This window comes from Cellulomonas sp. GTC20042 (assembly GCF_055389595.1).
Map to the genome: position 1 here is coordinate 718,491 of NZ_AP043678.1, position 15,379 is coordinate 733,869.

Annotated in this window: 8 protein-coding genes; 7 read left to right on the plus strand and 1 reads right to left on the minus strand. The window is 75.2% G+C overall.

The window, feature by feature from the left end; translation table 11 throughout:
• Positions 1-7: 7 nt before the first annotated feature.
• The 5 genes from nuoL to ACZ5HG_RS03375 all read left to right on the plus strand — a co-directional run bounded on the left by nuoL (position 8) and on the right by ACZ5HG_RS03375 (position 8,356).
• Entirely contained in the window at positions 8-1,918 is a 1,911-nt protein-coding gene (nuoL, locus tag ACZ5HG_RS03355; protein ID WP_464182088.1) for an NADH-quinone oxidoreductase subunit L, read from the plus strand.
• A 17-nt stretch (positions 1,919-1,935) separates the two neighbouring features.
• On the plus strand, positions 1,936-3,576 hold the full coding sequence (locus tag ACZ5HG_RS03360) for an NADH-quinone oxidoreductase subunit M (RefSeq protein ID WP_464180399.1): 1,641 nt from the start codon (positions 1,936-1,938) through the stop codon (positions 3,574-3,576).
• Positions 3,573-5,372 carry an NADH-quinone oxidoreductase subunit NuoN gene (gene nuoN / locus ACZ5HG_RS03365; RefSeq protein WP_464180400.1) on the plus strand — a complete coding sequence of 600 codons (1,800 nt, stop codon included), beginning with the start codon at positions 3,573-3,575 and terminating at the stop codon, positions 5,370-5,372. Before ACZ5HG_RS03360 ends, nuoN begins: the two co-directional genes overlap by 4 nt.
• Positions 5,373-5,532: 160 nt before the next feature.
• The gene (locus tag ACZ5HG_RS03370; RefSeq protein ID WP_464180401.1) at positions 5,533-6,540 is read left to right on the plus strand and encodes a polyprenyl synthetase family protein; all 1,008 of its coding nucleotides are present in this window, start codon (positions 5,533-5,535) and stop codon (positions 6,538-6,540) included.
• Between the two features lie 76 nt (positions 6,541-6,616).
• On the plus strand, positions 6,617-8,356 hold the full coding sequence (locus ACZ5HG_RS03375; RefSeq protein ID WP_464180402.1) for an RDD family protein: 1,740 nt from the start codon (positions 6,617-6,619) through the stop codon (positions 8,354-8,356).
• Here the strand turns inward: ACZ5HG_RS03375 and eccCa are convergent, their stop codons facing one another.
• Complete coding sequence (gene eccCa / locus ACZ5HG_RS03380; protein ID WP_464180403.1) at positions 8,357-12,325, minus strand: type VII secretion protein EccCa; 3,969 nt, start codon at positions 12,323-12,325, stop codon at positions 8,357-8,359.
• A gap of 281 nt (positions 12,326-12,606) precedes the next feature.
• On the opposite strand from eccCa, the gene ACZ5HG_RS03385 reads away from it, so the two are divergent.
• Both ACZ5HG_RS03385 and ACZ5HG_RS03390 read left to right on the plus strand, forming a co-directional pair.
• Positions 12,607-13,965, plus strand: a complete 1,359-nt coding sequence (locus tag ACZ5HG_RS03385; RefSeq protein WP_464180404.1) for a hypothetical protein — start codon at positions 12,607-12,609, stop codon at positions 13,963-13,965.
• A gap of 46 nt (positions 13,966-14,011) precedes the next feature.
• Entirely contained in the window at positions 14,012-15,292 is a 1,281-nt protein-coding gene (locus tag ACZ5HG_RS03390) for an FHA domain-containing protein (protein WP_464180405.1), read from the plus strand.
• The last annotated feature ends 87 nt before the right edge of the window (positions 15,293-15,379 follow it).

A 15,379-nucleotide genomic window follows, 5' to 3' on the forward strand; every position in this document is an offset into this window, starting at 1 on the left:
GAACGACTTGTCCTCCCTCGCGCCGCTGCTGGTCGCGATCCCGCTGGCGAGCGCCGCGATCCTGCTGCTGCTCGGGCGCGTGTCCGACCGCTGGGGCCACTGGCTCGGCGTGCTCGCCTCCACCGCCGCCTTCGTGGTCGGCGCGATCCTGCTGGTCGAGCTGCTCGGCCGCCCCGCGGACGACCGTGTGATCGGTGTGCACCTGTTCGACTGGATCCAGGTCGGCCGGTTCGACCTGTCCGCCGGGCTGCGCGTCGACCCGCTGTCGCTGACCTTCGTGCTGCTGGTGACCTTCGTCGGCACGCTGATCCACCTGTACTCGGTGGCGTACATGGAGCACGACGCCGCCCGGCGCCGGTTCTTCGCCTACCTCAACCTGTTCATCGCGGCGATGCTGGTGCTGGTCCTCGCGGACTCCTACCTGCTGCTGTTCGTCGGCTGGGAGGGCGTCGGCCTGGCGTCCTACCTGCTGATCGGGTTCTGGAACCACCACACGCCCTACGCGGTCGCCGCGAAGAAGGCCTTCGTCGCCAACCGCGTCGGTGACATCGGCCTGCTGGTCGCGATGATGCTGATGTTCGCGACCTTCGGCGCGGTCGACTTCGACACCGTCGCCACCGGCGCCGAGCACGCCTCCACCGGCACGCTCACCGCGATGGGCCTGATGCTGCTGCTCGCCGCCTGCGGCAAGTCGGCGCAGTTCCCCCTGCAGTCCTGGCTGGGCGACGCGATGGCCGGCCCGACGCCGGTGTCCGCGCTGATCCACGCCGCGACCATGGTCACCGCCGGCGTCTACCTGATCGTGCGCTCCGCGCCGGTCTTCGAGGGCGCGCCGGACGCGCAGCTCGTCGTGACGATCGTCGGGGCGATCACCCTGGTGCTCGGCGCGATCATCGGCTGCGCCAAGGACGACATCAAGAAGGCGCTGGCCGCCTCCACGATGTCGCAGATCGGCTACATGATCCTCGCGGCGGGCCTCGGCCCGATCGGCTACGCCTTCGCGATCTTCCACCTGGTGACGCACGGCTTCTTCAAGGCCGGCATGTTCCTCGGCGCCGGGTCGGTCATGCACGGCATGGACGACACCACCGACATGCGCGCCTTCGGCAACCTGCGCAGGTACATGGTGATCACCTGGGCGACCTTCGGGCTCGGCTGGCTGGCCATCCTGGGCGTGCCGCCGTTCTCCGGCTTCTGGTCGAAGGACAAGATCATCGAGTCCGCGTTCGTCGTGCCCGAGGGCGCGGGGGAGTGGCGGGCCTGGGTGTTCGGCCTGGTCGCGCTGATCGGCGCCGGGATCACCGCCTTCTACATGTCGCGGCTGTTCTTCATGACCTTCCACGGCAAGGCCCGCTGGTCGGAGGACGGCGAGAACGGCCCGAAGCGGCACCCGCACGAGTCGCCGGCGCTGATGACCATCCCGATGATCGTGCTCGCGATCGGCTCGGTGGCCCTCGGCTTCGTGCTCCAGCTCGGCGGCGGGTTCACCACCTGGCTCGAGCCGGTGACCGGGCACGTGGCGCACCACGAGCCGGTGCTGCCGGTGCTGGTCATCCAGGTCGCCACCCTGGTCGCCGTCGCGGTCGGCCTCGCGCTGGCCTGGCGCCAGTACGGGTCGCTGCCGGTCCCCGCCACCGCCCCGACCGGATCGGTGCTCACCCGCGCCGCCCGTGTCGACATGTACCAGGACGCCGTCAACGACGCCGTGCTGGTCGAGCCCGGTCGCCACCTCACCCGCGCGCTGGTCTACAGCGACCGCGTCGGCGTGGACGGCTCCTTCACCGGCCTCGGCCGGCTGACCGTCGGGATCGGCGAGCTGGTGCGCAAGCTGCAGACCGGGTACGCCCGGCAGTACGCCGCCACGATGCTCCTCGGCCTGATCGTCCTCGCCGTCGTCGTCCTGGCACCTCGGATCTGAGGAGAGAGCACCTACCGATGTCATCCTCCGCACTCGCCACGGCGCTGGGCTCCACGACGCTCAGCCCCGACGTGCCCTGGCTCACCCTCCTCCTGGTCTGGCCGCTGGTCGGCGCGCTGGTGCTCTGGGCGCTGCCCGGCACCGGGGCCTCGCCCGACGGCAGCACCCCCGCCACCGGCCTGCGCCGCTGGACCCGCGAGATCGCCCTCGGCGTCGCGCTGGTCGAGGTCGCGCTCGGGGTCTGCGCGTTCCTCGCGTTCGACACCGGCGCGGCCGGCACGCACCAGCTGGTCGAGCAGCACCAGTGGATCCCGCAGCTCGGCGCCTCCTACGCCCTCGGCGTGGACGGCGTGGGCCTCGCCCTCGTCGGCCTGTCGATCGTGCTCGTCCCCGTGGTGATCCTCGCCGCGTGGCGCGAGCAGGGCAGCGGCTCCACGCCGACCGACCGCCTGCGTCACTACCTGGCGCTGGTGCTCGTGCTCACCACGTTCATGGTCGCGGTGTTCGCCGCGCGCGACGTCTTCCTGTTCTACGTCGTCTTCGAGGCGATGCTGATCCCGGTCTACTTCATGATCGGTGCCTTCGGCGGGGCGCAGCGGCGCTACGCGGCGACCAAGTTCCTGCTGTTCTCGCTCGCGGGCGGCCTGATCATGCTGGCCGGCGTCATCGCGCTGTACCTGCAGGGCCCCGGCGGCCCCGAGGGCTTCCTCACCGAGAACCTCACCGGCCTGCCGCTGGCGGAGGGCACCGGGCGCTGGCTGTTCCTCGCGTTCTTCGTCGCCTTCGCGATCAAGGCGCCGATGTTCCCGGTGCACACCTGGCTGCCCGACGCCGCCGAGCAGGCGCCCGCCGGCACCTCGACCCTGCTGGTCGGCGTGCTCGACAAGGTCGGCACCTTCGGGATGCTCACCCTCTGCCTGCCGCTGTTCCCCGAGGCCTCCCGCTGGGCGGCGCCGGTGATCATCGTGCTCGCGCTGATCTCGATCTTCTACGGCGCGCTGCTCGCGATCGGCCAGCAGGACATGTTCCGCCTGGTCGCCTACACGTCGGTCTCGCACTTCGGGTTCATCGTGCTGGGCATCTTCGCCTTCACGTCCACCTCGATCGCCGGCTCGTCGTTCTACATGGTCAACCACGGCCTCTCCACCGGCGGGCTGTTCCTGCTGGTCGGGTTCCTGGTCGCCCGGCGCGGCTCCGCCCGCATCGAGGACTTCGGCGGCCTGCAGAAGGTCACGCCGGTGCTCGCCGGCGTGTTCCTCGTGACCGGTCTGTCCGCGCTCTCCCTGCCGGGTCTGTCGACCTTCGTCAGCGAGTTCCTGGTGGTCGTCGGCACGTTCGCGGCGCACCGTCCGGCGGCGATCATCGCCGTCGTGGCCGTGGTGCTCGCCGCGATCTACGTGCTGTGGACCTACCAGCGGGTGTTCACCGGCCCGGTCCGCGAGGACCTCGCCGAGGTGAAGGACATCGGCGCCCGCGAGCGGTGGGTCGTCGGCCCGCTGATCGCGATCATGCTGGTGCTCGGCTTCTACCCGGCCCCCGCCCTGCGGCTGGTCGACGAGCCGGCGAGCACCACCGTCACGCAGGTGGGCGTCGAGGACGCCCCCGCGATCGTCCCGGTCGCCGGTGATGCCGGTACCGACGAGGGGAGCGACAAGTGAGCGCGTTCACTGCGCCCGACATCGCGTGGGCCCAGCTCACGCCGATCCTGCTGGTGCTCGGCGCCGCCGTCGTCGGCGTGATCGCCGAGGCCGTCGTGCCGCGCCCCGCCCGCCGGGCCGTCCAGCTCGTGCTCAGCCTCGGCTCCCTCGCGGGTGCCGTGATCGCGGTCGCCGCCCTGTGGGACGGCGTCAAGGACACCGGTGGCACCGACGTGGTGCACGGCTCGATGCTGGTCGACGGCCCCTCGCTGGTGCTCCAGGCCACCATCGCCGTGCTCGCCCTGCTGGCCGTGCTCGTGATGGCCGACCGCACCTCGACCGGTGAGGACGCCTTCACCCCGCAGGGCGCCTCCGTGCCGGGCTCCGGCTACGAGGAGCAGGCGCGGCGCGCCGGGCTCCAGCAGACCGAGGTCTTCCCGCTGGTGCTCTTCGCCACCGGCGGCATGATGATCTTCCCGTCGACCGGCGACCTGCTCACGCTGTTCGTCGCGCTCGAGGTGCTCTCGCTGCCGCTGTACCTGCTGACCGGGCTGGCGCGCCGTCGCCGCCTGCTCAGCCAGGAGGCGTCGATGAAGTACTTCCTGCTCGGGGCGTTCGCCTCCGCGCTGCTGCTGTTCGGCATCGCGCTGCTCTACGGGTTCTCCGGCTCGCTGCGGTACTCCGAGATCGCCGAGGCCGTGCGCACCCAGACCGGCATGGACGGGCTGCTGATCGTCGGCGGGCTGCTGGTGCTGGTCGGCCTGCTGTTCAAGGTCGGCGCCGTGCCGTTCCACTCCTGGACGCCGGACGTCTACCAGGGCGCACCGACCCCGATCACCGGCTTCATGGCCGCGTGCACCAAGGTCGCCGCCTTCGGCGCCCTGCTCCGGTTCTTCTACACGGTGCTGCCCGACCTGAAGTGGGACCTGGAGCCGGTCATGTGGACCGTCGCCATCGCCACCATGGTCGTCGGCACCGTCGTCGCCCTGGTGCAGACCGACGTCAAGCGCGTCCTCGCGTACTCCTCGATCGCGCACGCGGGCTTCGTGCTCACCGGCGTGATCGCCCTGGAGCAGGTCGGCATCACCGCCGTGCTGTTCTACCTGCTGGCCTACGGCGCGGCCACCGTCGGTGCCTTCGGCATCGTGTCGCTGGTGCGCGAGCGCGGCGTCGCCGGCGCGGTGGAGCAGCGGGTGCCGCTGCTGGTCGCCGCCGGGTCGCCCTCGCTCACCGAGGCCGCCGCCGCGCTGGCGATCACCGGCTCCGGCGCGACCGACGCCACCGGCGACGCGGACGTGGACGGCGCCGACGAGCCCGGCCCGGACGACGTGGACGAGGACGAGGACCTGCTGGACGAGGACGAGGGTCCGATCCTCGGCGAGGCCACCCGGATCTCTCAGTGGGCCGGCCTCGGCCGCACCAACCCGTGGCTCGCCGGCACGTTCACGCTGTTCCTGCTGTCCTTCGCGGGCATCCCGCTCACCGCGGGCTTCACCGGCAAGTTCGCGGTGTTCTCCGCGGCGGTCGAGGGCGGCGCCTGGCCGCTGGCCCTGGTCGGCGTGCTCGCCTCGGCGGCGGCGGCGTTCTTCTACGTGCGCCTGATCGTGCTGATGTTCTTCACCGCGCCGCAGGGCGGGCCGGCGGAGACCCCGGCCGATGCGTCGGAGGAGGGCGGCCCCGCGCGGGTCACCGTCGTCGGCACGGAGGGCTTCGCCGTGGTGGCGATCGGGCTGTGCGCGATCATCACGGTCGCGCTCGGCGTGTTCCCCGGTCCGGTGCTCGACCTGATCGCGGACGTCGCGCGCTTCCTGCCGTGAGCCGCTGACCACTGCACCAGGGGGCCGGCCCCGGACGTCGAGGCGTCCGGGGCCGGCCTCTGCCGTGACGGGGTTCCGAGACCTCTGCCCGCCCGCTCCGATCCGCGGATCCCGCCGCGTCGGTTCTGCCCTTCGCCCCCTCGCCAGATAGGTTCGTCCCGTGACCTCCTCGCCGGCCCTGCCGCTCGCCGACCCCGTGCTCGCTGAGCGCATCGCCGCGCGCCTCGACGACGTCGAGCACCGCCTGCACGACGCCGTGACCTACGCCGACACGCTCGTGGACGACGCGGCCCACCACCTGTCCGACGCCGGCGGCAAGCGGCTGCGTCCCATGCTGACCCTGCTGGCCGCCGAGCTCGGCGACGGCGCCACCGACGAGGTGCTGGATGCGGCCGTCGTGGTCGAGCTGACCCACCTGGCGTCGCTGTACCACGACGACGTGATGGACTCCGCCCCGCTGCGCCGGGGTGCGCCCGCCGCGCACGAGGTGTGGGGCAACTCGGTGGCGATCCTGGTCGGCGACCTGCTGTTCGCCCGCGCCTCCACCACCGTCGCCGGGCTCGGCCCGGAGGCCGTGCGCATCCAGGCGACCACCTTCGAGCGGCTCTGCCTCGGCCAGCTGCACGAGTCGATGGGCCCCGGCCCGGACGGCGACCCCGTGGCGCACTACCTCCAGGTGCTGTCGGACAAGACCGCCTCGCTGATCGCCACCTCCGCCCGCCTCGGCGCGATGTACGGCGGCTGCGCATCGGCGCTGGTCGAGACCGTCGCGGCCTTCGGCGAGCGGATCGGCGTCGCCTTCCAGCTGGCCGACGACGTGATCGACCTGACCTCGGACGGCACGCTCACCGGCAAGACCCCCGGCACGGACCTGCGCGAGAAGGTGCCGACCATGCCGGTGCTGCTGCTGCGCGACCGCGCCGCCGCGCCGGACGCCGACCCCGCCGACCTGGCCCTGGTGGCGCTGCTCGACTCCGACCTGACCGAGGACGCCGCGCTGGCCCACGCCGTCGAGGGGCTGCGCGCCCATGACGTCGTGCGCGAGACCCGCGAGCGGGCGCTGGCGCTGGTGCAGGAGGCGGTGGACCTGCTGGCCCCGCTGCCCGAGGGCCCGGTCAAGGCGTCGTTCGTCTCGTTCGCCGAGGCGCTGGTGGACCGCGCGTCCTGAACGCGCACGGGTGACCGCACGGCGTTCGCCGGGCGGACGGGGGACGGCCCTGCGGGGCCGGTGGTCGAGGGGGAGCATGAGCGCGGAGACGGGGCGACCCGGTCGGTGCACGGCGTGCGGATCCGTGCTGGAGCCGGGGGCGCTGTTCTGCGGCACCTGCGGTGCGCGGACGGCGGCCGACGGCCCGGTGGCCGGGGTGGCCGACGGGGTGCCTGCGTCCGGGGCGGCGGCGCTGCCCGCGGCGACCGCGACGGCGCTGCCCACGGTGCCCGGCGCGGGGCTCGACCCGGAGCGCGACCACCCGGTCGCCGCCCCCGTGGCGCTGCCCTGGTCGACCACGCTCGGCCCGAGCGGGGCCCGCGCGCCGGAACCCGTCGCCGCGCCGCCCCTCGTCGCTGCGCCCGCACCGCAGGCCGCGCCCGCGCGGGACACCTGGACGCTCGGTGCCGACGTGGACGACGCGGTCGCACCCGTCGGACGCCGCCTGCTCGCCCTGCTGATCGACCAGGTCGTCGCCGGGATCGTCGTCGGCGCCGGGGTGCTGGTCGCGCTGCCCGCCCTGCGCGACGCCGAGCCCACGCCCGCCGCGCTGGTCGTCCCCGGGGTGCTCGCCCTGGTGCTCGGCGCCGGGCAGTGGATCGCCGAGGCCTTCACCGGGACGACCCTCGGCGGTGCCGCCCTCGGCATCCGCACGGTCTCGGTGCGCACCGGCCGGCCCGCCGGGCTGTGGGCCGTGCTGGTCCGCGCGGTGGTGCAGCAGCTCGGCGGTCTGCTCGCCGGGATCGGCGTCTACCTGGTCGCCGGCTCCGGCGCGTGGGACGAGGGACCGATGCAGCGCGGCTGGCACGACAAGGCCGCCCGCACGGCGGTGCTGCGCGCGTCGTACCTGAGCGGCCGACGACGCCCGGTGGCGGACGAGGGCGCGGAGCCGGTCGGGCTGGGGCTCGGTCGGCCGACGGTGGCCGCCGACCCGGTGGTCGGTGCGGCGACGGTGCCGGGGGATGCTCGGCGGCCGGGTGGCGTGATCACGTCGGTGCCGGGGATGCCGGCCCCGGGCGTGGCGGTGCCCGGCGCGGGTGCTGGCGTGGGGCCGGTTGCGCCGGTTGCGCCGGTCGCGGTGGAGGGGATCGCTGCGTCGCCGATGGCTGCCCGCGCGCCCGAGCCGGTCGCCGCGCCTGCCGTGCGCGAGCCGGTCATCGCACCCGAGCCGATCGCAGGGCCGGTGCCGGTCGTCGCACCCGAGCCGGTCGCCGTGCCCGCCACGCCGGAGCCGGTCGCGACGCGCGAGCCGGTCGCGGTCCCGCCCGAGCCCGCCGCCGTCGTCGACCCGATCGCGCCCGTCATCCCGGGGCCGATCGCGCCCGCCATCGCCGAGCCGGCCGCCCCCGCGAGCATCCCCGACTCCACGATCCCCACGCTGTCCCTGCCTGGCGAGCTCGAGCACACCCGGGTCAGCGGCTGGGCCCGCCCCGAGGCGACCGGCACCGGCGCCGCGCTGCGCCTGTCCTTCGACACCGGCGAGCGCGTGGACGTCACCGGTCCGGGCCTGGTCGGTCGCCACCCGGCGGCGGACGACGAGGAGTGGGTGCACCTGGTCGCGATCGACGACCCGGCGCAGTCGGTGTCCAAGACCCACCTGGCGTTCTGGCCCGAGGCCGACCGCCTGGTCGTGACCGATCGCGGGTCGACCAACGGCACGGTGATGCTCGACCCGTCGGGCGTGCGCTGGGCGCTGCTGCCCGGCGAGCGGGTCGTGGTCGCCGCGGGCTGGTCGCTGGTCCTCGGGCAGCGCACCGTGCGCGTCGAGGCCCGCTGATCAGACCGTCGGCGGGCTCCAGGCGAGCTGCACGACCTGCCGTCCGGCGTCCCGGGTGACGAGCTGCGCACGACCGGGCACCGCCGGGATCGGCTTCGCGGAGCCGACCAGGGCGCCCTCGTCCGGGCTGCCGGACAGCACGATCCCGGGCACCGCGAGGTCGCGGAGCGACTGGAGCACGGGCTCGTACATCGCACGCCCGGCACCGCCGGAACGACGGGCGAGCACCAGGTGCAGGCCGACGTCGCCGGCCTGCGCCAGCAGCGGCTGCAGCGCGGCGACCGGGTTGCCGGTCGAGGTCGCCACCAGGTCGTAGTCGTCCACCAGCACGAACACCTCGGCACCGGTCCACCAGGACCGCGTGCGCAGCTGCTCGGGGGTGACGTCCGGCCCGGGCATGCGGGTGCGCAGGTAGCCGACCAGCTCGGCCAGCTCGGCGGCGGCCTGCTCCTGCGTGGTGAAGTAGCCGGCCAGGTACTCCTCCGGGATCTCGCCGAGCAGCGAGCGCCGGAAGTCCACCGCGAAGATCTGCGCCTGGTCGGGCCGGTACAGCCGGCGGATCTCGGCGGCGACCCCGCGCAGCAGCGCGGACTTGCCGGAGCCGCCGTCGCCGAAGGCGTAGAGGTGGTTCTGCTCCGCGAGGTCCAGGCCCACCGGGGCGAGCGCGGCCTCGTCGATGCCGAGCAGCACCTGCCCGGCGGCCGCGGCGGCGCGCGGGTCGGCGCGCACCTGGTCGAGGGTGACCTGGTCCGGCAGCAGCCGCAGCTTCGGCGCGGCGGGTCCGTGCCAGGCTCCGTTGATCGTCTGCACCAGGTGCGTCACTCCCGCGCCCAGGGTGTCGGCGTCCGGGTCGGCGTCGATCCGGGGGAGCGCGGTGAGCACGTGGTGCCGGGACAGGGCCAGACCGCGGCCGGGGCGCTCCTGCGGGACGTTCTGCGCCGCCTTGCGGTCGATCTCGGAATCCATCGGGTCGCCGAGCCGCAGCTCGATCCGGGTGCCGAACACGTCCTTGATCTGGGTGCGGAAGTCCATCCAGCGCGCGGCCGTGGCCAGCAGGTGCACGCCGAACGTGAGGCCGCGCCCGGCGATGGCCTGGATCCGGGCCTCCAGCTCGTCCATCTCGGTGCGGACCGTGGACCAGCCGTCCACCACCAGGAACACGTCGCCGTAGCCGTCGTCGGCGGTGCCCTGCGCGCGGCGGGTGCGGTACGTCTCCACCGAGTCGATCGCGTTCTCGCGGAAGTACCGCTCGCGGGCGTCGATGATCGACTCGACCTCGGCGACCACCCGGCGCACCACGTCGGGCTCGGCGCGGGTGGCGACCCCGGCGACGTGCGCGAGCGCCGCCAGCGGCGAGAACGTGCCGCCGCCGAAGTCCAGCACGTAGAACTGCACCTCGAGCGGCGTGCGGGTCAGCGCGAGGCCGGTCACCACGGAGCGCAGCGTCGTGCTCTTGCCGGTGCGCGGGCCGCCGACCACGGCCATGTGACCCGCCGCCCCGCCGAGCGAGACCGTGAGGTTCTCCCGGCGCTGCTCCAGCGGGCGGTCCACGATCCCGAGAGGCACGGTGAGCATGCCGGCGTCCCGCCAGCCGGGGGAGACCAGCCCGAGGCGCGGGTCGACCACCAGGTCGGGCATGAGCTCGTCGAAGGTCTTCGGGGTGTCCAGCGGCGGCAGCCACACCTGGTGCGCCGCCGGGCCCTGCCCGCGCATCCGCTGCACGGCGATGTCGAAGGTCGCACGGGTCTCGTCGGGGTCGACCGGCTGGACCTCGGTGACCGCCGGCCCCTGCGCGATCCCGCCGAGCACCGGCGCCGCGGTGAACGACTCCAGGCGGGCCAGCGCGCGGCCGGAGTCGGTGGACTCGTCGATGCCGCGGCGCCGGGCGCGCGGCGGCCCGGACACGTAGGCGGCGCGGAACTGGATCATCGTCGTGGTGTCCGGCTTGAGGTAGCCGATGCCGGGCACCGGCGGCAGCGTGTACGCGTCCGGCACGCCCAGCACGGTCCGCGACTCGGCGGCCGAGAACGTCCGCAGGCCGATCCGGTACGACAGGTGGGACTCCAGCCCGCGCAGCCGGCCCTCCTCCAGGCGCTGCGAGGAGAGCAGCAGGTGCATCTGGAGCGAACGCCCCAGGCGGCCGATCGTGACGAAGAGGTCGACGAACTCGGGCTTCGCGGTCAGCAGCTCGGAGAACTCGTCGCAGACGATCAGCAGCGCCGGCAGCGGCGCCAGGTCGGTCCGGCCGCCGCGCCGGGCCTTCTCGTAGTCGGTGACGTTCGCGAAGTTGCCCGCGGCGCGCAGCAGCTCCTGGCGGCGGACCATCTCGCCCTGGAGGGCGTCCTGCATGCGATCGACGAGCGTCAGCTCCTCGCCGAGGTTGGTGATGATCGCCGAGACGTGCGGCAGGTCGGCCATGCCGGCGAAGGTCGCACCACCCTTGAAGTCGACCAGGACGAAGTTCAGGTCCTCGGAGGAGTGGGTCAGCGCGAGCGCCAGCACCAGCGTGCGCAGCACCTCGGACTTGCCGGAGCCGGTGGCGCCGATGATCAGGCCGTGCGGGCCCATGCCCTGCTGCGCGGACTCCTTGATGTCCAGGGCGACGGGCTGACCCTGCGGGGTGACGCCGATCGGCACCCGCAGCCGGTCGCGGGCGAGCCGGGGGCGCCAGGCCACCGACAGGTCGAGGTCGCGCACGTCGCCCATGCCGAGCAGGTCGACCAGCTCGGAGGAGACCTCGCCGTCGGAGCGCTCCGGGCCGGACTCGACGTGCAGCGGCAGCAGCCGGCGCGCGGTGGCCTCCGCCTCCGCCACCGAGAGCTGGTCGCCGTCCACCCGGGTCGGCGCGTTGCCCAGGCGCAGCACGTCCACCGAGGCGCGCACGGTGCCGTCCACCACCGACGAGCCCTGCACGCCCAGGCGCAGGGTGCCGGGCTCGTCCAGCTCGCCCCAGCGCTCCGGCAGCTCCAGCACCGTCACGCCGAGCACGCCGTCCTGGGTGAGGATCGCGTTGCCCACCGGCACCTGACCGCCGTCGACCACGACCACCACGTGCGGCAGCTGCGCCTCCGCGGAGAAGCCGAAGCGCGGGCGCTCCTCCAGCCCCTCCGGCAGCAGGGTCTCGACGTCGGCGAGCGTGCTGCCGATCATCCGGGCCGGTCCGACCGCGTCCCGCGAGCGCGTGGAGTGCGCGTGCGGCAGCCACTTGACCCAGTCCCACTCGGGCAGGGCTGCGTCACCGGCGACCACCGCGATCTGGAGGTCCTCCGGGGCGTGGAAGGTCGCGAGCTGCGTCAGCATCGCGCGGGCCAGCGCCCGCGACTCGGTGGCGGGCCCGGTGATCTGCACCCGCGCCGCCGTGCGCAGGTCGAAGGCCATCGGCACGCCGTGCTGCACCCGGTGCGTCACCAGGAACCGGTGCGCGGCCGAGGCGGCCACCGGGTCGAGCTGGGCCAGCGGCGGGGTGTCCGGCGCCTCCAGCTCCACGCACAGCGGCTGCGAGCCGACGCCGACCCGCACCGCCAGGAAGTCCTCGTGCTGCGGGCGCCGCTCCCACACCCGGGTGCGCTCCTCGGCGACCGCCGCCAGCGCGCGCGGGTCCGGGGCGGACCACTCCGCCGCCCGGCGCTGCGCGGAGGCCGCCTGCCGCACCGACGTGCGCAGGTCCGCCAGGTAGGCGAGGTACTCGCGGCGGGCACCGACCACCGTGGCCTGGTGCTGCGCGCGCTGCCGCCAGCCGTTGACGCCGACGAAGCCGAGCGAGGCCAGCAGGAACATGCCGGCGGCGATCATGCCGCGCGGTCCCGGCTGGTTCAGCGCGACGAAGACGATCGAGCCGACCGACCCGAGCATCGGGATCAGGCTGGCGAGCAGACCGCTCACGCCATCGGAGGGCTGCACCTCGGGCGGCGGCTGGAGGACCACCTGCCCGCCGGGCACCGGCGGTGCCTCGAGTCGTGCTCCCTGCATCGGCGCGACAGACATCGTGCGGCGCGGTCCCTCCTGCTCGGCGCAGGGGCTGCCCGCCCCCGCGTACGTCCCGCGCCAACCTACCGGGCGCGGGGCACCCGCGTGCGCGCCGCCCGCGCGTCGTCGTCCGGACGGGGGACGTCCGACGGCGCACGGGTCTGACCAGCACGCCGAACCGGGTTCCGGCGGCGCCGGACCGCCTACGATGGCCAGGACCGCGCCCGGGGCAGGTGGGTCCTCCGCCGCCCCGCAGCGCCGGTCCCGAGCCGCAGGAGGTGCACGTGACGGTCACGCCGGTCGCCACGTCCCTCACCCGCGTCGCCCTGCAGATCGGCCCGCAGCGCTACGACATCGCGCTCGACCCCGAGCGGACCCTCGCCGCGGTCGTGCGCGCCGCCGGGATCGCCGAGGTGCCCGGCCTGCTCGTGCTCGACTCCGCCGGACGCTCGCTCGAGCTGCGCCGACCGGTGGCGGACCAGGTCGCCGACGGCGCCGTGCTGCACGTCGTCGCCCCCGCGCCCCGGCCCCGCGGCAGGGCCGCCCGCGCCGCCCAGCGCGCGCAGGTGGCCGCCCGCCGTCCCGACCCGCAGGCCGGGCTGCTCACGCTGGCGGCGCTCGGCGCGGCGGTGGCGGCGGCCGTCGAGCTGCTCGACCCCGCGCACGGCGGCGCCCGTGCCCTCGCGCTCGCCCTGGGCGCCGGGGCGCTGGCCGTGCTGCTCGCCCTGGCCCGTCCGGCGTCCCGCACCGCCGCGACCCTCGTCGCACCGGTGCTCGGCCTCACCGCCGGGATCGCCGCGATCGACCCCGCCGACGGCGTCGACGTCCGGCTCGCCCTGGTCGTCGGCCTGGTCGCCGCCGCCGCCGTCTCCGCCATGCGGTACCTCAGCACCCGGGCCGCCCGGGCCGGTGACGACCTCGCCGCCGTGCTCGCCGTCGCCCTGTCCGTCGTCGCCGTCACCGCGCTCGGCGTGCTGCTCGCCGGGCTGCCCGGCGTGGTGGCCGCCGCGGTGCTGCTCGGCCTCGTCCCGGTGGCCCTGCGGGCGCTGCCCGTGCTGACCCTCTCCGTCCCCGACGAGCAGCTGGTCGACCTGGCCCACGTCTCGCGCACCGCCCCCAGCGTGCGGGGCACCCGCCCGCGCGGGCTCGGCCGCGTCAACGAGCGGCAGGTCACCCGGACCGTCGGCCGGGCCGAGGCCCGCAACGACGCCGGCGTGCTGCTGGTCTGCCTGATCCCGCCGCTGCTCGTCCCGCCGGTGCTCCTCGCCGCGCAGCCCCGCACCGTGCCCGGCTGGGGCGCGCTCGTGCTCGTCACCGCCCTCGTCGCGGCGCTCTCCCTGCAACCGCGCGGTGCCCGCGGCGCCGTCGCCCGCTGGGCTCCCCGGGTGGCCGCCTCGATCGTCCTGGTCGAGGTCGCCCTGCTGGCGGGGGACCGGCTCGGCCCGCTGCCGGTGGTCGCCGGCGCAGGCCTGCTGCTCGGCCTGCTGTGCGCGCTCGTCGCGCTGCCGATCGCCCGCGGGTGGCGCTCCGTCGGCTTCTCCCGGCTCGCCGATCTGATCGAGAACCTCGGCGTCGTGCTCGCGCTGCCCGCCGCCCTCGTCGCCGTCGACATGATCGAGACCCTGCGGCGGATGACGTCATGACCGCACGACCCGCGCCGATCGCCCCGCCCGTCCCGGAGGCCCGCCGATGAGCCAGACCGCACCGACCGCCCTCGCCGGCCCCGGCACCCTCTGCGCGCACTGCCACCGCCCGCTGCGCCCCGAGGCGCGGTTCTGCACCGCCTGCGGCCAGCCCGTCGCCCCCGACGCCGCCGTCACCGTCGTCGAGGGCGCCCAGCCGCGGTCCCGCGAGGCCCGCCCCGCGCGCCGGGAGTCCCGGCCCGGCGTGCTGCCCCCGTCCTTCGGCGCCGCCACCCCCGCCACCCCGGGGCGCCGCGTGCTCGCCTACCTGCTCGACGCGCTCGCCGTCGGACTCGTCGCCGGGGTCGTGGCCGTCGCCTCCGGCAGCGTCCTGTACACCGCGCTCACCGTCGTCGAGCTCGGCCTCGGGCTCCTCGTCTGGGAGCTGCGCACCGGCCGCACCCTCGGCAACACCCTGCTCGGCCTGCGCACCGCCCGCGAGGAGACCCCCTACGCCGTCGGCGCCGCCCGCGGGCTGCTGCGCGGGCTCGTCCTCGCCGCCGGGCACGCCGTCGCCGGCCTCGGGCAGTGGGCCGTCGTCGGCTCCACCGCCCTCGACCGCTCCGGACGCGCGCAGGGCTGGCACGACCGCGTCGGACGGGCCGTCGTCGTCGACGTGCGCGCGCACGAGCGGGCGATCGACGAGGCCGAGGAGGCCGCTGCCGCCGGTGCCGGCCTGGCTGCTGCCTCGGCCGCCGTCGCGCCGACCGCGCGCCCCGCGGCCCCGAGCGGGCTCGGCGCGGGGCAGCCGGTGGCCGGCGTCGCCGGTGCCGTCGCGCCGCTCGCCGGGACGTCCGCCGTCGCCGGTGCCGGTCCTGTCGTCCCCACGCAGCACCCCGCCGCCGTCGCGCCGATCACCCCCGTCGCCGTCACCCCCGTCGTCCCCGCCCGCGCCCCCGTCGAGCTCGAGCCGCCGGTCGTCGTCCGCCAGCAGACCGTCGCGCCCTACCTCGTCACCCTCGACACCGGCCAGTCCATGACCGTCACCGGTCCCGGCCTCATCGGCCGCGCCCCCCGCCCGGTCCCCGGAGAGCGCTGCGACCACGTCATCCTGATCGAGGACCCGGAGCGCTCCGTCTCCCGCACCCACGCGCGCTTCGGCATCGACGACGGCGCCTTCTGGGTGTCCGACGCCGGCTCCGGCAACGGCACCCAGCTCGCCCTGCCCGGTGGGCGCGTCGTCGCCGTCCCCGCCGACCAGCGCGTGCCCGTGCCCTCCGGCGGCGTCATCCGCGTGGGGGACCGGACCGTGACCATCCACGCCCCGGGGGCGTACCCGCGGGGGTGAGGCGCGGGGCGGTGCGCGTCAGCGGGGGTCACCGGCCGATCAGCATCACGACGAGGAAGACAGCAGGGCCGAGCAGGATCCCGGCCG

What these genes read in the sequence shown, in the direction of transcription:
- ACZ5HG_RS03360 (WP_464180399.1), top strand. Translation starts at nt 1,936, where the DNA reads ATGTCATCCTCCGCACTCGCCACGGCGCTGGGCTCCACGACGCTCAGC.
- ACZ5HG_RS03375 (WP_464180402.1), top strand. Translation starts at nt 6,617, where the DNA reads ATGAGCGCGGAGACGGGGCGACCCGGTCGGTGCACGGCGTGCGGATCC.
- eccCa (WP_464180403.1), bottom strand. Translation starts at nt 12,325, where the DNA reads ATGCAGGGAGCACGACTCGAGGCACCGCCGGTGCCCGGCGGGCAGGTG.
- ACZ5HG_RS03390 (WP_464180405.1), top strand. Translation starts at nt 14,012, where the DNA reads ATGAGCCAGACCGCACCGACCGCCCTCGCCGGCCCCGGCACCCTCTGC.